Genomic DNA, 22426 nt, shown 5'->3' on the forward strand with positions numbered 1-22426 from the left:
GCGCTGAACCCGGTGTTCACCGTCGGCTACCAGATGGCCGAGCTGTTCCGGGTGCACCGGGGCATGTCGCGGGGCGACGCCAAGCAGCGCTCCATCGAGCTGCTCGACCAGGTCAAGATCCCGGGCGCCAAGCTCCGGTTCGGCGACTACCCGCACCAGTTCTCCGGCGGTATGCGCCAGCGCGTCATGATCGCCATGGCGCTGGCGCTCGACCCCGAGGTGCTGATCGCCGACGAGCCCACCACGGCGCTCGACGTGACCGTGCAGGCGCAGATCATGGGCCTGCTGGCCGAGCTGCAGCAGCAGCGCAACATGGGCCTCATCCTGATCACCCATGACATGGGCGTGGTCGCCGACGTCGCGGACCGCATCTCGGTGATGTACGCGGGCAAGGTCGTCGAGGAGGCGCCGGTCTACGACATCTACGCGCGCCCGGCCCACCCGTACGCGAAGGCCCTGCTCGAATCGATCCCCCGGCTCGACAAGAAGGGCCAGGAACTCAACGTCATCAAGGGTCTGCCGCCGGCGCTGACGTCCATCCCGCAGGGCTGCGCGTTCAACCCGCGCTGCGCCTACGTCCAGGACGTCTGCCGGCAGGATCCGGCGCCACAGGCGTACATCGTCGCGCCGGGCCGCACGGCCCGCTGCCACTTCTGGAGGGAGGTCGCCGGAGATGAGTGACCGCAACGACGTCGTGCTCGAGACCAAGGGCCTCGTCAAGCACTTCCCGATCACCCAGGGAATCGTCTTCCAGTCGAAGGTCGGCGCGGTGCGCGCCGTCGACGGTGTGGACATCCAGCTGCGCCGCGGCGAGACCCTCGGCGTGGTCGGCGAGTCCGGCTGCGGCAAGTCGACCCTGGCCAAGTTGCTCGTCGGCCTGGAGAAGCCGACCGCGGGCGAGATCAACGTCCGCGGCGAGAACATGGTCACGCTCAAGGGCGGCGCGTTGCGACGGGCCCGCCGCAACATCCAGATGGTGCTGCAGGACCCGTACACGTCGCTGAACCCCCGCATGACGGTCGGCGACATCATCGGCGAGCCGTTCGAGATCCACCCCGAGGTCACGCCCCGCAAGGGCCGCGCCCGGGCGGTGCAGGACCTGCTCGACACGGTCGGCCTCAACCCCGACCACGTCAACCGCTATCCGCACCAGTTCTCGGGCGGTCAGCGCCAGCGCATCGGCATCGCCCGCGCGCTGGCCCTGAAGCCGGAGATCATCGTCTGCGACGAGCCGGTCTCCGCGCTCGACGTGTCCATCCAGGCACAGGTCATCAACCTGCTGGAGGGCCTGCAGAACGACTTCGGCCTGTCGTACATCTTCATCGCCCACGACCTGTCCGTGGTCCGGCACATCTCGGACCGGGTCGCGGTGATGTACCTCGGCAAGATCGTCGAGATCGGCAACGACGAGCAGATCTACGAGCAGCCGACCCACCCGTACACCCAGGCCCTGCTCTCCGCGGTGCCGGTCCCGGACCCGCGGCTGCGCGGCCTCCGCGACCAGATCGTCCTGGAGGGCGACGTGCCGTCGCCGGCCAACCCGCCGTCGGGTTGCCGGTTCCGCACCCGCTGCTGGAAGGCCGAGTCGATCTGCGCCGAGCAGGAGCCCCTGCTGCAGATCCGCGAACGCTCCCCGCACGAGAGCGCGTGCCACTTCGCCGAGCCGCGGGACGTGGTCCACGCGGTCTGAGCACCGGAGGAAAGGGACCTGCCGAGCCGGCAGGTCCCTTTCTTTTCCCCAGGCCGCGGCGCCGGCGGGGACATGCAGGATCGCCTCGGTCTGTCGAGGACCGCCCAGCTCAGCCACTATCGGCGGGGCACCCAACGCTGAGCCGGGCGCCCGCGGCACGGGGCAGTGCGGCCGCCTCCGGCGCTGTACCCTGCCCGCTGTGGATCACCAGCCTGCCCAGAGCCTTCCCCCAGGCCCTCCCCCGGGTCCGCCCTACGCGGGTCCGCCCTACGCGGGTCCGCCCTACGCGGGTCCGCCCTACGCGGGACCGCCCACGCCTGGGCCGCCCCCGTGGAACGGCAAGACCAACGGCTTCTCCATCGCCGCGCTCACCCTGTCGCTGTTCGGCTGCGTGGGTTTACTCAGCGTGGTCTTCGGCATCATCGGCCTGCGGCAGTCACGCCGCAACGGCGACCGGCGCGGCCGCTTCTTCGCCATCGCCGCGCTGACCATCTGCGGCCTCTGGCTGGCCGTGATCGCGGTGGCGGTCGTCGTCAACCTCGCCAAGGGCCCGGACCGCGACGCGACCGGCGCCGTCCGCGGCGAACGCTCGATCAGCATCGAGAAGCTGCGGGCCGGTGACTGCATCAAGAACATCATCGCCCAGACCGGCAGCTATGTGGACGTGGTGCCCTGCACCACGGGGCACACCAGCGAGGTCATCGGCCGGATCACCCTGCCGGCGGGTCCCTGGCCGGGCCAGCAGAAAATCGAGGAGGCCGGCGACGCCGGCTGCGAGAAGCTCCTCGAGGAGTACGCCGGCCGCACCCTGGCCGAGGCCAGGTCCACCATCGTCGCGGTGACCCCGGAAGAGCTGGACTGGCCGGAGGACCGCGGCGTCCTCTGCATCGCCTACCACCTCCGAGCTGCCACCGACTCCCTACGCCGCTGATCAGCGAACGGACCCGCATCCGGTGCACTTTTGCCCGCTCATCTGCCGAGCGTGGCGCCCCGCTGGTGGCCCCGCGTGCCCGGGGCCACCAGGTCAGGCGGGTGGGCCCAGGAGGTCCCACTTGTTACCGGCGATGTCCAGGAAGACCGCGACCTGACCGTAGGGCTCGCTGCGGGCCTGTGTCAGAAAGCGCACGCCGGCCTCGGTCATCCGCTTGTGCTGGGCGGTGAAGTCCTCCGTGCGCAGGAAGAAGCCCACTCGGCCCGCCGTCTGGTTGCCCACGGCGGCCTGCTGATGCGCGCCGTCCGCCTGGGCGAGCAGGATGCCGGTCTGCCCGCCGGGCGGCCGCACCACGACCCACCGCTTCGGCCGCCCGTCGTTGGTCAACGAGGGTGCGTCCTCCACCAGCTCGAAGCCGAGCGCGCCGACAAAGAACTCGATCGCCGAGTCATAGTCGTCGACAACCACCGCTACCAACTCAACTCGCATCCCCGCACCCTAGGGCCTTGAGGGCGTCGTCTTACGCCGGCGGCTGCCAGCGCTTCACCACCACCGACGGGGCAGCCTCAGCCGACCACGCCTGCAGTCGCAGCCGCTCCATGGTCTGCGGATCCTCATCTGAGTCGATGTCAGCCTGGTATGCCCGGTCGAGGTTGGAGCAGGAGGCGCGCAACCGCAGCCAACCCGGCGCCACGGGGAAACGTCGCGCCTCGGGCACATAGTCGGTGCACCCCATGACGACCAGCATCCCCGAGGAGCAATGGATGCTGGCTTCCAGCACGTGATCGAACTCGATGCTGTCGTCGGCCGGCGGCCCAGCCAGCACTTCGACGCTGACCGCGACGTTGACGTTCACCGTCGTGCCGAGCGCGACCGCGTCCTGGCCCACGGCCAGGCGATCGACTATCGCCTGGCCGGTCCACTCGGCGCCGAGGTCAGTCTGCGAACCCTCGTCGAACGCGTGGATCTGGTGGTAGTCCGCGAACAAGGTCAATTCAGTCACGCCGCCATCATGCACGCCTGCCTCCTGCGGCGGGCGGGCCCAGACACTGAGCCGGCGGTGGAGGGAACCGTGCACGGACCTGGCAGGGTGCGGGGGACCGTTCAGGAGCGTCAGCGACTGGTCGCCCGTGCCCGGTCCCCGCGGGAGCGACGGTCAGCACCATGCACTCAGCGAGGCAAGGAGATTCTCAGAGGGGTCCGCGGCCGGCGCGGAGCAGCAGGAGCGCCACCTGGGTGCCGTCCGGGCCCAGCGCCTCGCGGAAGCGCTCGACGATCTCCCGCTCGCGCGACAGCACCAGCCTCGTGCCACCCGAGGCCATGCGGGTGCGGCCGACGTGCTGGGACAGGCGGGAACGTTCCAGCCACAGGTCGATCAGCGACTGGTCGATCTCGTCGATGCGCTCGCGGATCGCCTTGATCTCTTCCGCGGCCGGTTCCGCGCCGGCGCCGGTCTGCTGGTCCATCAGGTCTGCGCTCATGTCGTGCTCCTCGGGTGCTGGCGTCCCGGCTGGCCCGGCCCGGGCAGCATCAAGCCCCGGGCTCGGGAGCCCGGGGCTTGATGTAGGCCTGTCGTTCAGACGCGTCCTACGGTCGCCGGACTTCCGGTGCCGTAGCCAAAAAATCGCGTCTGCTGGATCACGAAGCGAGTATGTACCCGGTTCGGGCCGCTCCGCAAGGAAACGGCCCGAACCGTGGGACGGTCCCGCTCAGCCGATCTTCGTGATCCGGTTGGCCGGGCCCGGGACGACCGGGGCGCCGGCGCCGAGATAGCCGACCAGGGCGTCGACGTCGAAGCCCGGTGCCGTGGTGCGGCCGGTGCCCAGCGTCAGGTTGGTGAAGCCGTCGCCGCCGTTGGCCAGGAAGTCGTTCGTGGTGACCTGGTAGTTGGCGGCGGGGTCGATCGGGGTGCCGTTGAGGGCCAGCGCGGTCACCTTCGAACCCGCCGGGGCCGTGCTGTTCCACGAGTAGGTCAGGCCGGCCGACACCTGCAGGATGCGCTGGGTGGTCTGCCCGCCGAAGCCGACGAACTGCTGCTCCAGGACGTTCTTGAGCTGCGCGCCGGTGAAGGTCTGGGTGACCACCAGGTTGTTGAACGGCTGGACGGTGAACGCCTCGCCGTAGGTCACCTGGCCGTTGGCCTCGCCGCCCGACGACTGCTCGGCGTCGAAGTCGGCGCGGATGCCGCCCGGGTTCATCAGTGCGATCTGCGCGTTGCTGGCCGTGGTCCAGGCGAGCTGGGCGTCGGCGATCACGTCGCCGAGCGGCGACTCGCCGTTGGCGCCGGCCGTGCGGGTGATGTCGGCGGCGATGCTGCCGACGACCTTGTTCGCGATCGGGGCGACCGCGGTCCGGTATTTGTCAGCGACCTTCTTGGCCTTCGCGTCGACCGTGGCCGGGTTCTTCAGGAAGACCCCGGCGGCGTCCCTGAGCCAGCCGCCCTTGCCGTCGGAGACGCCGTTCTCCACGACCACGTTCTTGGCGGTGACCTCCGCGAAGCGGCCGGTGCGCTGGTTGATCGCGTAGTCGATGTCGGTGATCAGCTGGCCGTTGCTGCCGGCGCTGGTGACCACCGAGGTGCCCTGGGAATTCGGCAGCGTGCAGGAGTAGAAGCGGTGCGTGTGGCCGGAGACCACCAGGCTGAACTCGGGGTTGAGGCCCGCGACGATCGGCACGATCGGCCCGGCGAAGGCGTTGCAGTCCGAGACGCCCGGGACCGGGACCTGCTCGGAGACGTTCTGCTGGCCGCCCTGGTGCACGAGCAGCACCTGCGCCTTGACGCCGAACAGCTTGAGCACGTTGCCCCACTTGTTCGCGGTCTCGACCTCGTTCGCGAAGCGCACGGTCTTGATGCCGGCCGGGTTGACGATGCCGGGGGTGCCCTCCAGGGTGAGGCCGACGAAGCCGACCGGGGTGCCGTTGACGAACTTGATGTCGATCGGCGGCAGGATCGGCAGGCCGGTCTTCTTGTTGATGGTGTTCGCGGCCAGGTAGGTGAACTTGGCGCCCTTGAAGCCGTCGCCGTCCTGGCAGCCGTCGGTGGGGTGGCAGCCGCCGCGCTGCATCCGGATCAGTTCGTCGACGCCCTCGTCGAACTCGTGGTTGCCGACCGAGCTGACCTGCAGGCCGACCTCGTTCATGAGCTCGATGGTGGGCTCGTCGTGGAAAGCCGCGCTGACCAGGGGGGTCCCGCCGATCAGGTCGCCGGCGCCGACCGTGAGGGTCTTGCGACCCTCGGCGGCGGCCTCGGCGCGCAGCTTCTTCAGATATGTCGCCAGGTATTCGACGCCGCCGGCGGGGGTGCCGTTGACGGCCGCGCCGCTGCCGCCGGGCGGGTCGATGGCGCCGTGGAAGTCGTTGTAGCTGAGGAACTGGCCCTTGACCGTCTTGCCGGACAGTCCGTAGGACACGCTGGCCGGGGCCATGCCCGGCAGATACTTGGCGACGGGGGTGCTGGCGGGTGCCTGCTCGGGCCTGGTCATCGGCAGGGTAGCGACGACGGCCAGGGCGAGGGCCGGCACGGCGAGATGGCGCAGCACGGCCCAGCCGCGGCGACGAGGGTGGTCCATAGTATTCGGTCTCCCGGTCGGGTAACGGATCAACCAACGACCCTCAGCCTCGTTTATCGGTGCTGGTCAGCGCTACTGCCTGGGGATGACAGGTTGGTTGCGGCGGATGGTTGTGCACCGTGCGGAAAGATTGTCGGTGGTGCGGCATAGACTTGTCCGGCGATGCGAGCCCTTCCGGAAAATTCCCAGCCCCTGTTCACGATGCCGCCTGTTCAGGAGCGCAAATCCCCTGGTCAGAGCGATGCTCCCGAGCGGAAGCCGGCTCGGCGGCTCGATCCGGAGTCGCTGCTGGTCGGGCTCAACACCCCACAGCGCGACGCGGTGACCCACGCCGGGTCACCGTTGCTGATCGTCGCCGGGGCCGGCTCGGGCAAGACCCGGGTGCTGACCCACCGGATCGCCTATCTGCTGGCCGAGCGCGAGGTGCATCCCGGCCAGATCATCGCGATCACCTTCACCAACAAGGCCGCCGGTGAGATGAAGGAGCGGGTCGCCGCCCTGGTCGGTCCCCGGGCCCGGCTCATGTGGGTGTCGACCTTCCACTCCGCCTGCGTGCGCATCCTGCGGGCCGAGCACGAGCACGCCGGGCTGAAGAGCACCTTCTCCATCTACGACGCGGACGACTCGCGGCGGCTGATGCAGCTCGTCGCCCGCGAGCTCGACCTGGATCCGAAGCGCTACACCGCCCGTGGCCTGGCCGCCCAGGTGTCGAATCTGAAGAACGAGCTGGTCGAGCCCGAGGAGTTCAAGGACCGCGCGAAGGGCCCCAACGAGCGGGCCGTCGCGGAGGCATATGTGCTCTATCAGCGCCGCCTCAAGGAGGCGCACGCGCTCGACTTCGACGACATCATCATGGCCACGGTGCACCTGCTGCAGTCGCACCCGCAGGTGGCCGAGGTCTACCGGCGCAGGTTCCGGCACGTCATGGTCGACGAATATCAGGACACCAACCACGCGCAGTACATGCTGGTCAAGGAGCTGGTCGGCCCGGCAGACGGCGAGCTGCCGCCGGGCGAGCTCTGCGTCGTCGGCGACGCCGACCAGTCGATCTACGCGTTCCGGGGCGCGACGATCCGCAACATCCTCGAGTTCGAGCGCGACTATCCGAACGCCCGCACGATCCTGCTGGAGCAGAATTACCGCTCCACCCAGACGATCCTGTCGGCGGCCAACGCGGTCATCGACCGCAACACCTCCCGCAAGCCCAAGCGGCTCTGGAGCGACCAGGGCGCGGGCGAGCAGATCGTCGGATATGTCGCCGACACCGAGCATGCCGAGGCCGACTGGGTGGCCCGCGAGATCGACCGGCTCACCGACAACCACGACGTCCGCCCCGGCGACGTGGCGGTCTTCTACCGCACCAACGCGCAGTCCCGCGTCTTCGAGGAGGTGTTCATCCGGGTCGGCCTGCCCTACAAGGTCGTCGGCGGGGTGCGCTTCTACGAGCGCAAGGAGGTCCGCGACGCGCTGGCCTATCTGCGCGCGGTGGTCAACGACGACGACACGGTGAGCATCCGCCGGGTGCTGAACACTCCACGCCGGGGCATCGGCGACCGGGCCGAGGCCTGCGTCGAGGCGCTGTCCACTCGCGACCGGATCTCGTTCGGCCAGGCCCTGCGCGGCGCGAAGAACGCACCGGGCATCTCGACCCGCGCGGCCAACAGCATCGCCGACTTCGTGCAGCTCCTCGACGACCTGCGGGAGCAGTCCCGCACAGCGCCGCCGGAGGAGGTCCTGGAGGCCGCCCTGCAGCGTTCCGGCTTGCTGTCCGAATTGGAGGAGAGCCTCGACCCGCAGGACCAGGGCCGGGTGGAAAACCTTCAAGAGCTGGTCAGCGTCGCCCGGGAATACACCGAGCGGGTGGAGGCGCAGGCGGGGGAGGAGGACGCGCCGGCCGCCACGCTGGCCGGCTTCCTCGAGCAGGTCGCGCTGGTCGCCGACGCCGACCAGATTCCCAGCGACGACCCCGACCACCAGGGGGTGGTCACGCTGATGACGCTGCACACCGCCAAGGGCCTCGAGTTCCCGGTGGTGTTCCTGACCGGTCTCGAGGACGGCGTCTTCCCGCACATGCGCGCGCTGGGGGACAACTCGGAGCTGGAGGAGGAGCGCCGGCTGGCCTACGTCGGCATCACCCGGGCCCGGCAGCGGCTCTACCTGTCCCGCGCGGTGACCCGTTCGGCGTGGGGCCAGCCGCAATACAACCCGCCCTCGCGGTTCACCGACGAGCTGCCGGCCGAGCTCGTGCGCTGGGAGCGCACGGCCGGGTCGTACACGTCGTGGTCGGGCACCGGCGGCGGCGTCGGCGGGCGTGGTGGCGGCGACCGCGGCCGCGGCGGTGGTTTCTCCGGCGGCACGCCCAAGGCCCAGCAGCTCGCTCAGCGCCTGGGCGTGGACGCGAGCAGGCTGACGACCGCGAGCGAGCTGAAGCAGACACCGAAGGTCGAGACCGGCGACCGGGTAAACCACCAGCGCTACGGCCTGGGCCGGGTGGTGACCGTCGAGGGTCAGGGCCCCGGCGCGCGCGCCCAGATCGACTTCGGTGACCAGGTCATGTGGCTGATCCTGCGGCACGCCCCGATCGAGAAGATCTAACGGGCCGCAGTGCCTGCCAGGGTCACCCCGCGCAGCTGCAGCAGCACCGCGAGGCCGACACCAGCCACGAGGGCGATGTCCGCGATGTTGCCGATGAAGAAGCCGAAGTAGTCGATGAAGTCGACGACCCGGCCACGTCCCGGCCCTGGCTCCCGGAGCAAGCGGTCGAGCAGATGGGTGGTCGCGCCGCCGAGCGCCGGGTCGGCTGAGACCTGATCTGCCGGAACCGACCGGGACACCGAAAGATCTACTGTGCAGCTGTGGCCGCGCAGCCGGTGATGTCGACGCCGTGCTCGTGCATCCAGGCGGTCGGCTCGATCGGGTTCTGGTAGGAGCCCTGGTGCACCTCGAAGTGCAGGTGCGGGCCGGTGGAGTGACCGGTCGAGCCCTCGTTGCCGAGCTGCTCGCCGACCGCGACGTGCTGGCCGGGCGTCACCGTGATCACCGACATGTGCCCGTAGTGGGTGAGGTATCCGTTGCCGTGGTCGATCAGGACGGCGTTGCCGTAGCCCTCGGCGGGCCCGGCGGCCACGACGGTGCCCTCGCCCGCGGCGCGGATCCGGGTGCCATCCGGCGCGGCCAGGTCGACGCCGGCGTGCAGGCGGCCCCAGCGCGGGCCGAAGCAGGAGGTCGTCGCGGCTTCCGGCAGCGGATGGACCCACAACGGCAGCGGCTTGACCTTGCGGGCCTGCGGGACGAACGACAGCTCCGCGCCAGCAGACCCGATCTTCAAGGAGCCGACGAACCCGGTCTCGCCGGATCCGGTCTCCACCGAGCCGGCGGGGCCGGTGGGGCCGGTTCCCAGGGGGTTGGCGGATCCGGTCTCCAGCGGGCTGGTGGAGCCGGTTCCCAGGGGGTTGGCGGATCCGGTCTCCAGCGGGCCGGCGGATCTGGTCCCCAGGTAACCGACGCCCGCTCGTGCCGCGGAGCCGGACAGGGACGGCGCGAGCGAGGGGGAAGGAGAGGCAGCGGATGGCGAGAGCGACGGGGCAGTGCCGGCCGCGGCCGGCGGCGACGCGCTGGGAGCCAGTGCCGCCTGGGCCGCGGCGGGGCGGTTCTTGCCGGCCGCCGGCCCGGACGCGGCGCCGCTCGTCGCTGTCGTGACACCGGCCACGCCTACCCCGGCGACCAGGGCGACGGCTACCACGTGGCGGCCCCTCTCCCCGACGGGAGTGCCCGGGGCGCGGTGGCTGTGCAGCGGCGTCGTTCGGCGGTGGCGACCGCGGACGTTCCGGTTGGCTCGATGCTGCACGAGTCTTTGATCCTCCAGGTCTCGGTGGTCGACACCTGCCTGGTCGGCACCACCCCGGGGATCGTGAGCGGAGTGCGCCCGATGCAACCGGCCCGGTAGCAGAACGGTTGCGGACATGAAAAACCGCCGGACCCTCAGCGGCCCGGCGGTGCGTGTGACGGGGTCAGGAGGCGGCGACCTCGGCATACGGCGAGGCGATGCCCAGCTTGATGTCGACGCCGCGCTCGCGCAGGAAGACGATCGGGTCGGTCGGCGCGCCGTTGACGTGCACCTCGAGGTGCAGGTGCATGCCGTACGAGTAGCCCGTGTTGCCGACCTGGCCGATGACCTGCCCGGCCTTGACGGTGTCGCCGGCCTTGACCAGCAGCCGCCGCGAGTGGGCGTAAATCATCTCTGTGCCGTCGGAGTGCTTGATGGTGATGGCGTAGCCGTAACCGCCGTTGTGGCCCGCGGCGGTCACCACACCGGCGTGCACGGCCTTGTACGGGGTGCCCTCGGGCGCAGCCAGGTCGATGCCGGCGTGCAGCTTGCCAAAGCGGACGCCGTACGGCGAGGTGAACTGGTATTCATCGAGCGGGAGCAGCCAGGCGTTGGCCGCGAGCTCCTCGTCGGAGAGCTTCTCGCCCTGGGTGCGGTTGCTGCGGGAGGCTGGCTCCGCACCGCGCTCGGCGAGGACGTCGTCGGCGGACGCGGCCTCATCGCCGGCGGAAGCGGCCTGCTCCAGGTTTTGCAGGACCGTGGGGTTGACGTCCTTGGCGTCCGGGAACTGTGAGGCGGCTCCCAGGGCGACCACGCCGGCGCCGACGAAGGCGGACGTGACGACCGCGGCATAGCGACTGCGCGGAGGAGTGGGCACGCGGCGGCGGCCGCGATAGCGGTCGGGCTCAGACGACAAGCGCTGACGCACGAACAACCCTCCGTCGGTGGCAAAGAGCGGCATCCACCAAGCTCGAACAGACGCTGAACGGTGGTTTGCCGAGCGGTCGGGCCGGAGTTATCCGGTTGACAGCCGTGGGCCACGGTAACGAAACGCAACGCCGGGTACAAGTCGCAGCGCCAATTCCCTGACAGTTACCTGTCGGCATTAGGGCGCGATTGTCCGAGTTGGTGGCAATTCTGAGTAGGAGCGGTGTTGGCTCTCCGTAACTGCGCCCGGAACGCATAGTCATGTGACGCGGAATACGTTAAATGGTGCTTGCTTGTGGCGCCTTGATGGTCTTGGTGCCGGCCGGTAGTACGGAGCGGCGGCTTCCTTGGTTCAACCGTGCCGGGTTACCGTTCGTTCAGGTGGCAGTTTCCAGGTCGGCCGGCAGTGCAGTCGGTGAGCGCCGAAGGGGTCGCAGATGCAAGCACGGATCAGGGTCGTCGTTGCCAAACCAGGGCTCGACGGCCACGACAGGGGCGCGAAGGTGGTCGCGCGGGCGCTGCGGGACGCCGGCATGGAGGTCGTCTACACGGGCCTGCATCAGACGCCCGAACAGATCGTCGAGACCGCCATCCAGGAGGACGCCGACGCCATCGGGCTGTCGGTGCTGTCCGGTGCGCACATGACGCTGTTCCGGCGGGTGCTGGAACTGCTGACGGAACGTGACGCTGCCGACATCGTGGTATTCGGCGGCGGCATCATTCCGGCGGACGACATAACCGAGCTTGAGAAAATCGGCGTGGCACATATCTTCACGCCGGGCGCGACGACCGGATCCATCATCGAATGGGTACGCGCCAATGTGGCTACGCCGGTAGCGTGACCAATCAACTGCGCAGAGTAAAGAAAGTTTAAGGGGAGAGGCCGGACGCACCCCTCACACGTCCGGCCTCTCTATGCACGATGCCCCGCCGCCACCCCTCGACCGACAGGGCATCGGCCGCTCTCGCCGTCGCTCAGCGCTCCGACATCACACTCAACGACGCCTCAAGAGCGGGGTTACGCGACCTGGGGCGACTTTTTCGGCGGGCTCCGCGTAGCCTCTCGCAGCGTGCAGCCCTACCCTGTGGTCCCGCGGATCCCCGAGGACCAGCCCTTCATCGTCCGGCCCAGCGTGCGCAAGCGGGTGCTCGCCTTCGGCGGCTTCGTGCTGGCCCTGATGACCGTCCTCGGCTGCGTGCTCGGCCTGGCCGCGATCGGCTCGCCCAACGGCGGCGCGCTCCTGATCCTCTTCCTGGTCATCGCGGTCGCCTTCGTGGGCCTGTTCGGGCTGCAGATCTGGCTGGTCGCCACCGGCGGCCCCGTGCTCGCGGTCGGGCCGGCCGGGCTGTGGATCAAGACCCGGCCGAGCCGGGGCCAGGCCATCTGGCTGCCCTGGGAGGCGATCGGTGGGATCTCCCGCCGCCGCTGGAGCTTCGAGAAGATGCTCTGCGTCGCCCCGCGCGACCCCCGCGCCGAGCAGCGACTGGGCGCGTTCACCGCGTTCGACTCCATGGTCACCCAGGCCGCGTTCGGCACCGGCTTCACCGCGACGCTGAACTTCGCCGACCGGAGCGAGCAGGAAATTCTGCAGGCGGTCGCCTACTTCGCCGGCGGACGCGTGCCCCTCGCGTAACAGTGGTGCTGTGTGGTCTCGCACACCGTGCACCCGCGGCGGCGCAGCCGGTAGTGATGTGGCTAGGCTGCGAAATGGGCCCTCAGGGCCGACATTTCTCTCACGCTGGCGGCGACGCAACGACGCGCCGCGGACATCAGGTCGGGACGCAGGTACGCGGCTTGCCGGGGCAAGCGTCGCGAGCGAAAGGAGACACGTGGACCTGTTCGAGTATCAGGGGCGCGACCTGTTCGAACGGCACGGGCTGCCCGTGCTGGGCGGCGGCGTCGCCGAGACCCCGCAGGAGGCCCGCGCCATCGCCGAGCGACTCGGCGGCAAGGTCGTGGTCAAGGCTCAGGTAAAGGTCGGCGGCCGCGGCAAGGCCGGCGGCGTCAAGCTCGCCGACGGCGCGGACGAGGCCGAGGCCAGGGCGACGGACATCCTCGGGATGGACATCAAGGACCACACCGTGCACAAGGTGATGCTCGCGGAGACCGCGGACATCAAGGAGGAGTACTACTTCTCCTACCTGCTGGACAGGGCCAACCGCACCTTCCTCTGCATCGCCAGCGTGGCCGGCGGCATGGAGATCGAGACGGTCGCCGAGGAGGACCCGGAGCGGGTCGCCAAGATCGCCATCGACGCCAGCAAGGGCGTGGACGAGGCCAAGGCGCGCGAGATCGTCGCCGCCGCCAAGTTCCCGGCCGAGGTGGCCGAGCAGATCGTCGACATCGCGGTCAAGCTCTGGCAGGCCTTCGTGGCCGAGGACGCCACGCTGGTCGAGGTCAACCCGCTGGCCAAGGTGGGCGACGGCCGGGTGTTGCTGCTGGACGCCAAGATCACCCTGGACGAGAACGCCGGCTTCCGGCACCCCGACCACGAGGCGCTGGTCGACCAGTCCGCGGTCGACCCGCTGGAGCAGGCCGCCAAGGCCAAGAACCTCAACTACGTCAAGCTGGACGGCGAGGTCGGCATCATCGGTAACGGCGCCGGCCTGGTCATGTCGACGCTCGACGTGGTCGCGTACGCGGGTGAGCGCAACGGCGGCGTCAAGCCGGCCAACTTCCTGGACATCGGCGGCGGCGCCAGCGCGCAGGTCATGGCCGACGGCCTGGAGATCGTGCTCGGCGACCCGGCGGTCAAGTCGGTCTTCGTGAACGTCTTCGGCGGCATCACCGCCTGCGACGAGGTCGCCAACGGCATCGTCCAGGCGCTCGCCCTGCTCGGTGAGCGCGGCGAGGCCGTCACCAAGCCGCTCGTGGTCCGCCTCGACGGCAACAACGCCGAGGCCGGCCGGGCGATCCTGGACGCGGCGAACAACCCGCTGGTGCAGCGGGTGGACACGATGGACGGTGCGGCCGAGCGCGCCGCCGAGCTCGCGGCTGCGGGGAAGTGACGACATGGCTATCTGGCTCACCAAGGACTCCAAGGTCATCGTCCAGGGCATGACCGGCGCGGAGGGCTCCAAGCACACCCGCCGGATGCTCGCCGCGGGCACCAATGTGGTCGGCGGCGTCAACCCGCGCAAGGCCGGCACGACGGTCGACTTCGACGGCACCACGCTGCCGGTGTTCGCCTCCGTCGCCGAGGCGATCAAGGAGACCGGCGCCGACGTGTCGGTCATCTTCGTGCCGCCGGCGTTCACCAAGGCCGCCGTGCTGGAGGCGATCGACGCCGAGATCCCGCTGGCCGTCGTGATCACCGAGGGCGTACCGGTGCAGGACTCCGCCGCGTTCTGGGCGCACAACGTCGCCCAGGGCCAGAAGACGCGGATCATCGGCCCGAACTGCCCGGGCATCGCGTCGCCCGGGGCCTCCAACGCCGGCATCATCCCGGCCGACATCACCCCGGCCGGCCGCATCGGCCTGGTCAGCAAGAGCGGCACGCTGACCTACCAGCTCATGTACGAGCTGCGCGACATCGGCTTCTCCACCGCGGTCGGCATCGGCGGCGACCCGATCATCGGGACCACCCACATCGACGCGCTCAAGGCGTTCCAGGACGACCCGGACACCGACGCGATCGTGATGATCGGTGAGATCGGCGGCGACGCCGAGGAGCGCGCGGCCGAGTTCATCAAGGCCAACGTGACCAAGCCGGTCGTCGGCTACATCGCCGGCTTCACCGCCCCGCCCGGCAAGACCATGGGCCACGCCGGCGCGATCATCTCCGGCTCGGCCGGCACCGCCGATGCCAAGAAGGAGGCCCTCGAGGCCGCCGGCGTCAAGGTCGGCAAGACCCCGAGCGAGACCGCGCGGCTCATGCGCGAGGTCATGAGCTGATCTTGGTACGGCCACTGGCGCGCCGCGGCACGGACGATCCACGTCCGAACCGCGGCGCGCCGCCGTATCCAGCGACATTCCGCCGTCCCCGAACGCTGATTCAGCCTTTCCCCGGCGTCCGTTGCCGATTTCGGGGGGTTTGCGGCAGCCGTTGTCCGGCGCGTCGTCGTTTCTGCGTCGCCGTGGGCCGCACGGCGTGGAAAAGTAGGTCGTGATGCCGAGCACCCCCGACCGTCGCGACGGTCGATCCGACGGCTCGGAGGACCAGTTAGAGGCCGCCGAGGCCGTGCACCTTGCCGCCCGCGAGACGATCTCGGTGCGCCCGTCGACACCGGCCGATCGCCCGACCGTCCGGGTTGACCCCGCCGACCGAGCCACCGTGCGGATCGATCCGGGCAACCGCGAGACGGTCAAACTCCCCGGTCAACGCCGCCCGCCGCCCGCCCGGGGCCGCCGGGCGCCGCTGCTGGTCGCCGCGGCCTTCGCGACCTGCTGGGCCGCGTTCGTCGCGTACGTGCCGGTCGCCGCGGTCATCGGGCTGGCCCGCACGTTGGAGGGGCAGGGCGGGCTCGGCGGCGCCGCGCATGCCGGGCTGGCCGGCTGGCTGCTCGGGCACGGCGTGCCGATCGGCACCTCCATCGGCCCGCTCGGCCTGGCGCCGCTGTTGCTGACCCTGCTGGCCGGCTGGCGCCTCAACCGCGCAGGCCTGCACGTCACCCGTGCGATCGGCGCCCGGCGCAGCGGCTCGCCCCGGGCCGCCCTGCTGGTCGCCGGCGCCATCGGCATCTCGTACGCGGTCCTGGGCGCGCTGGCGGCGCTGCTCGTCGACGGCCGGGGCACCGAGGTGTCCACGGCCCGCGCGGCCGTGAATTTCTTCGTCGCCGGGCTGGCGTTCTCCCTGATCGGCTCGTTGCGTGGCACCGACGCCCTGGTCGTGATAGCCCGCCGGATCCCGCCGGCGCTGCGCCACGGCCTGCGGGCGGGCGTGGTGGCGGCGCTGCTGATCCTCGCCGCCGGTGCCGCGTTCGCCGGGCTGGCCGTCGCGGTCGGCGGCGGCCAGGCGGCGGACATGATCTCGGTGTACCGGACCGGGGTCGCCGGGCAGGCCGGCATCACGCTGCTCAGCCTCGGCTACGGGGCGAACGCCGTGGTCTGGTCGGCGGCATACCTGCTGGGCCCCGGCTTCCTGCTGGGCACCGACTCGGCCGTCCGGCTCACCGAGGTGACCGCCGGCACGTTGCCCACCGTGCCGCTGCTGGCCGGCCTGCCGAACGGCCCGATGGGCGCGAGCGGAGCGGCGCTGCTGGCGGTGCCCGTGCTGGCGGCGATGGCGGCCGGCTGGCTGCTGACCCGCCGCCTGGTAAACCTGCACCACGTGGTCGATGGCCACCTGGTGCACGGCCGCACCCCGGGAGATCCGGCGCCGGCCGAGCCGAGCTGGTCGCTGGTGCTCGGCGCGGCGGCCCTGTCCGGCCCGGTGGCCGGGCTGGTGCTGGGCCTGCTGTCGTGGATGTCGGGCGGCTCGCTGGGCGACGGCCGGCTCGCCGAGATCGGGCCGGTCCCGTGGCACGTCGCCCTGGTCGCGACGATGGTGGTCGCGGTGTCGGCGGGCATCGGAGCCGCCGCGGGCCGCGCCTTCCGCGCCCCGGCCCGAGGCTGAGCGGAGCCCGGCCCCGCGGTTGAGCGGAGCCCGGCCCCGCGGTTGAGCGGAGCCCGGCCCCGCGGTCGAGCGGACCCGGGCAAGCACGAAGGGCGCCCCCGCGAACGGGAACGCCCTTCGTTACGGCAGCTGGATCAGGCGTTGGTGAAGCTGCTGAACGCACCGGTGGCGGCCGCGATGATGTTGATGACGATGAAGAGGCCGGCCAGACCGAAACCGATGTAGGCGAGCGTCGGCGGCTTGCCGACCTTGCGCGCCTCCATCAGGCACAGCACAGCGAAGACGATGCCGAGCGGGGCACAGCAGAAGGCGAACACGATGCCGAGGACGCCCCAGAGCGTCACCTTGTCGTTGCCCGGGGCTGCGGGCGGCTGCTGACCGTAGTAGGGCGGTGGCGTCACGGGCGAATCCTCCAGATAAATCCGCGTAATGCGGTGATGTGTCAACTAAGCGCACGCGGGCCATCACGTGAACGGCCCGCAGCCTAACCGATGATCAGCGGTTTTGCTGCCCCTGAAACGACCCGTCTGCCGCCGCGACCAGGCGCGGCGATAGGGTGCTCGGGTGACAGACCCCGCGCCCGCCCGCCTGGTCGTCCTCGTCTCCGGCTCCGGCAGCAACCTGCAGGCCCTCCTCGACGCCGCCGCGGATCCCGCGTACGGCGCCCGGGTTGTCGCCGTCGGGTCCGACCGGGACGGCGTCGCCGGCCTCGACCGTGCCGCCGCCGCAGGCGTGCCGACGTTCGTCGACTCCGTCAAGGCCTACCCGACCCGGGACGACTGGGACGCCGCCCTGACCGCGCACGTCGCCGAGCACAAGCCCGACCTGGTCATCTCGGCCGGCTTCCTCAAGCTCGTCGGCAAGGACTTCCTGACCGCCTTCGGCGACCGCTACGTCAACACGCACAACGCGCTGCTGCCGTCGTTCCCGGGCATCCACGGCCCCCGCGACGCCCTCGCCTACGGCGTGAAGATCGCCGGGGCGACCCTCTTCTTCGTCGACGCCGGCGTCGACACCGGGCCGATCATCGCCCAGGTCAGCGTGCCGGTCCTCGACGGCGACACGGAGCAGGCGCTGACCGAGCGGATCAAGGAAGCCGAGCGCCGGCAACTCGTCGAGTACGTGGGCCGGCTGGTCCGCGAAGGCTGGACCATCACCGACAGAAAGGTCTCCATCCCATGAGCGCCGAGGACGGCCGTCGCCCGATCAAGCGGGCGCTGCTCAGCGTGTACGACAAGACCGGCCTGGTCGAGCTCGCGCAGGCTCTGCACGCCGCCGGGGTGCAGGTTGTCTCCACCGGCTCCACCGCGTCGACGGTCGAGGCCGCCGGGGTGCCGGTGACCCGGGTCGAGGAGCTGACCGGTTTCCCGGAGACGCTGGACGGCCGGGTCAAGACGCTGCACCCGAAGGTGCACGCCGGCCTGCTCGCCGACCTTCGGCTGGACGCCCACGCCGGCCAGCTCGCCGAGCTGGGGATCGAGCCGTTCGAGCTGCTGGTCAGCAATCTGTACCCGTTCACCGAGACGGTGGCGTCCGGTGCGAGCGTGGACGAGTGCGTCGAGCAGATCGACATCGGTGGCCCGGCGATGGTCCGTGCCGCGGCGAAGAATCACCCGTCCGTGGCGGTGGTGACGTCCGTGGCGGCGTACCCGCTGATCCTCCAGGCCGTCCGCGACGGCGGTTTCACGCTGACGCAGCGCAAGCTGCTCGCGGCCCGCGCGTTCGCCGACATCGCGGAGTACGACGTCGCGGTGGCCAACTGGTGCGCGACGACGCTGGCGCCGGCGGAGTGGCCGGAGTTCGCCGGGCTCGGGCTCAAGCGCGCGTCCGCCCTGCGCTACGGCGAAAACCCGCACCAGCAGGCCGCGCTCTACGTCGACCCGAACGCGCCCGCGGGGCTCGCCCAGGCCGAGCAGCTGCACGGCAAGGAGATGTCCTACAACAACTACGTCGACGCGGACGCCGCCTGGCGCTCGGCCAACGACTTCGCCGAGCCGTGCGTCGCGATCATCAAGCACGCCAACCCGTGTGGCATCGCGGTCGGCGCCGACGTCGCCGAGGCGCACCGTAAGGCGCACGCCTGCGACCCGGTGTCGGCCTTCGGCGGGGTCATCGCGGTCAACCGGCAGGTGACCGTCGAGCTGGCGAAGCAGCTCGACGGCATCTTCACCGAGGTCGTCGTCGCGCCGTCGTTCACCGGCGAGGCGCTCGCGGTGTTCCGCGAGAAGAAGAACCTGCGGGTGCTGGTGGCCCCGGAATGGAACCCGCCGCCCGCCGAGATCAAGCAGGTCGGCGGCGGCGTGCTGGTGCAGATGTCGGACCGGGTCGACGCCCCGGGCGACGACCCGGCCAACTGGACGCTCGCCACCGGCGAGGCCGCTTCCGCCGAGGACCTGGCCGATCTCGCCTTCGCCTGGCGGGCCATCCGCAGCGTGAAGAGCAACGCGATCCTGCTGGCGCACGACGGCGCCACCGTCGGCGTGGGCATGGGCCAGGTCAACCGGGTGGATTCCGCGCACCTCGCGGTGAACCGGGCCGGCCCGGACCGGGCCAAGGGCAGCGTGGCGGCCTCCGACGCGTTCTTCCCGTTCCCGGACGGCCTCGAGGTGCTGATCGCGGCCGGCGTCAAGGCGGTCGTGCAGCCGGGCGGCTCCATCCGCGACAACCTGGTCATCGAGGCGGCCGAGAAGGCCGGGATGACCGTCTACCTCACCGGCACGCGGCACTTCTACCACTGATGGAGGTCGTCCGGAACGAGACCTTCGCCGGCCAGGACTGGGCACTGGCCGAAGTGGACCGCGCGCACTACGAGGACTGCGCGTTCCACGACGTCGACTGGTCCGAGGCCAAGCTGTCCGGGTGCACGTTCACGCACTGCGAGTTCGGTAATGTGCGTTTCAACGCGGCCGAGCTGGACACGTGCGCGATCACCCAGTCGGTGCTGCGGCGTTGCTCGTTCTTCGACGCCACCCTGACCGGCTGCAAGCTCACCGGTTCACAGTTTCTCGACTGTGGACTGCGGCCGCTGACCATCGACGGCGGCGACTGGGGCTTCGTCTCGCTGCGCGGGCAGAATCTCACCGCGGCGAAGCTCGGCGGGTTGCGGCTGCGGGAGGCCGACTTCACCGGCGCCGACCTGACCCGGGCCGACCTGCGCGGCGCGGATCTGTCGCACGCCCGGCTCAAGGACGCCGTGCTCAAGGGCGCTGATCTGCGCGGGGCCGACCTGGACGGGGTCGCGCTCCGCGGCGTCGAGCTCACCGGCACCAAGATCGACATGGCGCAGGCGGTGCAGTTCGCGGGCGCGTACGGCGCCGTGGTGACAGGCTGAGACAGTGGCCAACCTCCTTCGATCCGGCCCTGCCTGGTAATACGCCGTTAACCGACTGATACGGTCCGAAAAAAGGTCCCGCAGACTGGGAGTGAGAGCAATGGGCAAGAAGGTCACTGTCGTAGGCGCCGGTTTCTACGGGTCCACGACCGCACAGCGTCTGGCCGAGTACGACATCTTCGAGACCGTGGTGCTCACCGACATCGTCGAGGGCAAGCCCGAGGGCCTCGCGCTCGACCTCAACCAGTCCCGCGCGATCGAGGGCTTCGAGACCAAGGTCGTCGGCGCCACCACCGGCCCGAACGGCGAGGGCTACGAGGCCATCGAGGGCTCCGACGTCGTCGTGATCACGGCCGGCCTGCCGCGCAAGCCGGGCATGAGCCGGATGGACCTGCTCGGCGTCAACGCCAAGATCGTGCGTTCGGTCGCCGAGAACATCGCGAAGTACGCGCCGAACGCCGTCGTCATCGTCGTGTCCAACCCGCTCGACGAGATGACCGCGCTGGCCCAGATCGCCACCCAGTTCCCCAAGAACAGGGTGCTCGGCCAGGCCGGCATGCTCGACTCGGCGCGCTTCACCAACAACGTCGCCGAGGAGCTGAAGGTGCCGGTGAGCAGCGTCAAGACGCTGACGCTGGGCTCGCACGGCGACACCATGGTCCCGGTGCCGTCGCAGTCCTCGGTCAGCGGCAAGCCGCTGGCCGACCTGCTCCCGGCCGACAAGGTCGAGGAGCTCGTCACCCGCACCCGCAACGGCGGCGCCGAGGTCGTGGCGCTGCTCAAGACCGGCTCGGCGTACTACGCCCCGTCGGCCGCCGCGGCCCGGATGGCGAGGGCCGTCGCGGAGGACTCCGGCGCGGTCATGCCGGTCTGCGCGTGGGTGGACGGCGAATACGGCATCTCCGGCGTCTACCTGGGCGTCGAGGCCAAGATCGGCGCGGAGGGCGTCAAGGCGGTCGTCGAGACCGACCTCACCGACTCCGAGCTGGCCGGCCTCAAGGAAGCCGCCGAGGCGGTCCGCGCCAAGCAGGCGGACGTCGCGGATCTCTGATCCAGATTGTGCAGGTCCGGGGCCGTGCGCCCCGGGCCTTCATTCTTTCGTACGGCAGTAGGGCTGACCCAGATGCGACACCGCCAACCACGAGCCACGGGATCCGGCGGTGGCGAGCGCCGCCTCCCGGCTCTCCCGTGCGAGCCGGGCGTCCATGTCATGCCCATAGCCGAGTGACGGATCCAGCAGCTGTACGGCGTGCACGAGCAGGTCCCCGGTGATCAGCACGCTCTCGCCGCCGCCTTCCACCAGCACCGACTGGTGTCCCGGGGTGTGCCCGGGCGTCGAGATGATCTGGACGCCCGCGCTGAGCGCGGTGTCACCCTCGACGACCTGCAGCCGTCCCTGCTCCCGCAGCGGCCGTAGCAGCGCCCCTTCTTGGCGCACCGCCGCGTAGGCCGCCACGTCCGCCCGCTGCACGATCACGCGCGCGTTGGTGAACGGCGAGTCCCCCGGGACGGCCCAGCCGATGTGGTCGGTGTGCAGATGGGTCAGCACGATCGCCTCGACCTCCGCCGCGGCGATGCCGGCGGCGGTCAGCTCCTCCGGCAGGCGCCCGGGCACGGGAGCCCAGTCAGCGGCGAGCGAGTGCGCCGGGCCGATGCCCGCGTCGACCAGGGTGACCGGGCCGCTGTCGCCGTTCCGGATCGCGAAGCTCCGGAAGCGCAACCACCAGCGGCCGTCCGCGGTTCGCGCGGTCGGGTCCCGCTCGTCGGCGGCGGCCCACTGCTCCGGGGTCGCGTCGGGCAGCGCGTCCTCGCGCCGGTCGAAATGCGGTCCCTCGGCATCCTGCAACGCGATGACGGTCAACGGCCCGAGCGTACGGATGGCAGACATCCGATGGTCAGAAGTTGCGGGGGCGCAGCCCGGCGATCGGGATCTCGATGGGCCACGGTCCGTCGGTGCGGATCACATCGGTGAACGAGCCCGATGGTTCGTACACCTCGGCATTGCCGTTGAGCCGGTTTGTGTGCACGGTGATGTCGTCGTCGGTCTCGATCAGCCAGTAGTGGGGGATGCCGGCCTTGGCGTAGAGCGCCGGCTTGAGCACCCGGTCCATGCTCTGCGAGCCGGGCGACACGATCTCCACCGCCAGCAGGACCTCGTCCGCGGTGAAGCTGCCGGCGCGACGACGGGCCGCCTCAAACGTGGTGACCAGCACGTCGGGGATGAAGAGCCGGCGCGGGCTGAGCTGCACGTCGTTGGACTGGCTCACGAAGAGGTGGTCCGGACACGTCTGCTCGAGCGCGACACCCAGACGCATGGCGATGACCTGGTGGATGCTGGTCGGTGAAGGGGACACGTGCAGTGCTCCATCAATCAGTTCGCGGCGCACACCGTCGTCGGGCAGGGCGTCGAGATCGTCGACGGTCCAGCCGCCCTCGGGCGGCGCACCACTGAGCGCGGCGGTCATCGTGAACCTCCTCACCGCGTTGGGCAGTCCTAGCTCACAATACCGGACCGGACGGCTCGGGATCGGGGCCGAGCGGCGATCTTCACCCGACCTGCAGTACGCTCGTACTGCTAGAAGCATGTGTCCCGGAGA

23 protein-coding genes are annotated in these 22426 nt (G+C 70.4%); 13 read left to right on the forward strand and 10 right to left on the reverse strand.

The features are described from left to right. The 3 genes from DMB66_RS28695 to DMB66_RS28705 form a co-directional block, all read left to right on the forward strand. A partial coding sequence (locus tag DMB66_RS28695) for an ABC transporter ATP-binding protein (protein ID WP_148112776.1) occupies positions 1-681 on the forward strand: 681 nt, incomplete at its 5' end. Next, complete coding sequence (locus DMB66_RS28700) at positions 674-1690, forward strand: ABC transporter ATP-binding protein (protein ID WP_125807240.1); 1017 nt, start codon at positions 674-676, stop codon at positions 1688-1690. The genes DMB66_RS28695 and DMB66_RS28700, both read left to right, overlap by 8 nt. 199 nt (positions 1691-1889) lie before the next feature. Then, positions 1890-2621: a DUF4190 domain-containing protein gene (locus DMB66_RS28705; RefSeq protein WP_158647395.1), complete on the forward strand. Its 732-nt coding sequence runs from the start codon at positions 1890-1892 to the stop codon at positions 2619-2621. Positions 2622-2714: 93 nt separating this feature from the next. Here DMB66_RS28705 and DMB66_RS28710 read toward each other — a convergent pair whose 3' ends face one another. The 4 genes from DMB66_RS28710 to DMB66_RS28725 form a co-directional block, all read right to left on the reverse strand. Continuing rightward, the gene (locus DMB66_RS28710; RefSeq protein ID WP_125807242.1) at positions 2715-3110 is read right to left on the reverse strand and encodes a VOC family protein; all 396 of its coding nucleotides are present in this window, start codon (positions 3108-3110) and stop codon (positions 2715-2717) included. 31 nt (positions 3111-3141) lie between these two features. Then, positions 3142-3624 (reverse strand): hypothetical protein, encoded by a 483-nt coding sequence (locus DMB66_RS28715; RefSeq protein WP_125807243.1) that lies wholly within the window; start codon positions 3622-3624, stop codon positions 3142-3144. Positions 3625-3811: 187 nt separating this feature from the next. Further along, positions 3812-4102 carry a chorismate mutase gene (locus tag DMB66_RS28720; RefSeq protein ID WP_125807244.1) on the reverse strand — a complete coding sequence of 97 codons (291 nt, stop codon included), beginning with the start codon at positions 4100-4102 and terminating at the stop codon, positions 3812-3814. A 228-nt stretch (positions 4103-4330) separates the two neighbouring features. After that, complete coding sequence (locus DMB66_RS28725) at positions 4331-6190, reverse strand: bifunctional UDP-sugar hydrolase/5'-nucleotidase (protein WP_125807245.1); 1860 nt, start codon at positions 6188-6190, stop codon at positions 4331-4333. A gap of 201 nt (positions 6191-6391) precedes the next feature. Here DMB66_RS28725 and pcrA point away from each other — a divergent pair, with 201 nt between their 5' ends. After that, positions 6392-8785 (forward strand): DNA helicase PcrA, encoded by a 2394-nt coding sequence (gene pcrA / locus DMB66_RS28730; protein ID WP_125807246.1) that lies wholly within the window; start codon positions 6392-6394, stop codon positions 8783-8785. Here the strand turns inward: pcrA and DMB66_RS28735 are convergent. The 3 genes from DMB66_RS28735 to DMB66_RS28745 form a co-directional block, all read right to left on the reverse strand. After that, the gene (locus DMB66_RS28735) at positions 8782-9024 is read right to left on the reverse strand and encodes a signal peptidase II (protein ID WP_233624896.1); all 243 of its coding nucleotides are present in this window, start codon (positions 9022-9024) and stop codon (positions 8782-8784) included. The genes pcrA and DMB66_RS28735 overlap by 4 nt on opposite strands. Positions 9025-9032: 8 nt before the next feature. Further along, on the reverse strand, positions 9033-9932 hold the full coding sequence (locus DMB66_RS28740) for a M23 family metallopeptidase (RefSeq protein WP_233624897.1): 900 nt from the start codon (positions 9930-9932) through the stop codon (positions 9033-9035). A 268-nt stretch (positions 9933-10200) separates the two neighbouring features. Next, entirely contained in the window at positions 10201-10944 is a 744-nt protein-coding gene (locus tag DMB66_RS28745) for a M23 family metallopeptidase (protein ID WP_125807247.1), read from the reverse strand. Positions 10945-11380: 436 nt separating this feature from the next. On the opposite strand from DMB66_RS28745, the gene DMB66_RS28750 reads away from it, so the two are divergent. From DMB66_RS28750 to DMB66_RS28770, 5 genes are all read left to right on the forward strand, one after another. After that, on the forward strand, positions 11381-11785 hold the full coding sequence (locus DMB66_RS28750) for a cobalamin B12-binding domain-containing protein (RefSeq protein ID WP_125807248.1): 405 nt from the start codon (positions 11381-11383) through the stop codon (positions 11783-11785). Positions 11786-12013: 228 nt separating this feature from the next. Further along, the gene (locus DMB66_RS28755) at positions 12014-12577 is read left to right on the forward strand and encodes a hypothetical protein (RefSeq protein ID WP_125807249.1); all 564 of its coding nucleotides are present in this window, start codon (positions 12014-12016) and stop codon (positions 12575-12577) included. 196 nt (positions 12578-12773) lie between these two features. Further along, on the forward strand, positions 12774-13952 hold the full coding sequence (gene sucC / locus DMB66_RS28760; RefSeq protein ID WP_125807250.1) for an ADP-forming succinate--CoA ligase subunit beta: 1179 nt from the start codon (positions 12774-12776) through the stop codon (positions 13950-13952). A gap of 4 nt (positions 13953-13956) precedes the next feature. Continuing rightward, complete coding sequence (gene sucD / locus DMB66_RS28765) at positions 13957-14838, forward strand: succinate--CoA ligase subunit alpha (protein ID WP_125807251.1); 882 nt, start codon at positions 13957-13959, stop codon at positions 14836-14838. Between the two features lie 214 nt (positions 14839-15052). Continuing rightward, positions 15053-16498, forward strand: a complete 1446-nt coding sequence (locus tag DMB66_RS28770; protein WP_125807252.1) for a DUF6350 family protein — start codon at positions 15053-15055, stop codon at positions 16496-16498. A gap of 134 nt (positions 16499-16632) precedes the next feature. On the opposite strand, the gene DMB66_RS28775 is transcribed toward DMB66_RS28770, so the two are convergent. Then, complete coding sequence (locus DMB66_RS28775; RefSeq protein WP_199752669.1) at positions 16633-16899, reverse strand: DUF4190 domain-containing protein; 267 nt, start codon at positions 16897-16899, stop codon at positions 16633-16635. A gap of 163 nt (positions 16900-17062) precedes the next feature. On the opposite strand from DMB66_RS28775, the gene purN reads away from it, so the two are divergent. The 4 genes from purN to mdh all read left to right on the forward strand — a co-directional run bounded on the left by purN (position 17063) and on the right by mdh (position 20880). Then, positions 17063-17680 (forward strand): phosphoribosylglycinamide formyltransferase, encoded by a 618-nt coding sequence (gene purN, locus DMB66_RS28780; protein WP_125807253.1) that lies wholly within the window; start codon positions 17063-17065, stop codon positions 17678-17680. Continuing rightward, the gene (purH, locus tag DMB66_RS28785; RefSeq protein WP_125807254.1) at positions 17677-19236 is read left to right on the forward strand and encodes a bifunctional phosphoribosylaminoimidazolecarboxamide formyltransferase/IMP cyclohydrolase; all 1560 of its coding nucleotides are present in this window, start codon (positions 17677-17679) and stop codon (positions 19234-19236) included. Before purN ends, purH begins: the two co-directional genes overlap by 4 nt. Beyond that, on the forward strand, positions 19236-19829 hold the full coding sequence (locus tag DMB66_RS28790; RefSeq protein ID WP_125807255.1) for a pentapeptide repeat-containing protein: 594 nt from the start codon (positions 19236-19238) through the stop codon (positions 19827-19829). The genes purH and DMB66_RS28790 overlap by 1 nt, the downstream gene beginning before the upstream one ends. 100 nt (positions 19830-19929) lie before the next feature. After that, the gene (gene mdh, locus DMB66_RS28795; RefSeq protein ID WP_125807256.1) at positions 19930-20880 is read left to right on the forward strand and encodes a malate dehydrogenase; all 951 of its coding nucleotides are present in this window, start codon (positions 19930-19932) and stop codon (positions 20878-20880) included. Between the two features lie 39 nt (positions 20881-20919). Here the strand turns inward: mdh and DMB66_RS28800 are convergent, their stop codons facing one another. Together DMB66_RS28800 and DMB66_RS28805 are read right to left on the reverse strand one after the other, a co-directional pair. After that, a complete protein-coding gene (locus DMB66_RS28800; protein WP_125807257.1) occupies positions 20920-21717 on the reverse strand; it encodes an MBL fold metallo-hydrolase in 798 nt (265 codons plus the stop codon). Between the two features lie 7 nt (positions 21718-21724). Continuing rightward, on the reverse strand, positions 21725-22294 hold the full coding sequence (locus tag DMB66_RS28805) for a Uma2 family endonuclease (RefSeq protein ID WP_125807258.1): 570 nt from the start codon (positions 22292-22294) through the stop codon (positions 21725-21727). Between the last annotated feature and the right edge of the window lie 132 nt (positions 22295-22426).

The organism is Actinoplanes sp. ATCC 53533, assembly GCF_003947245.1.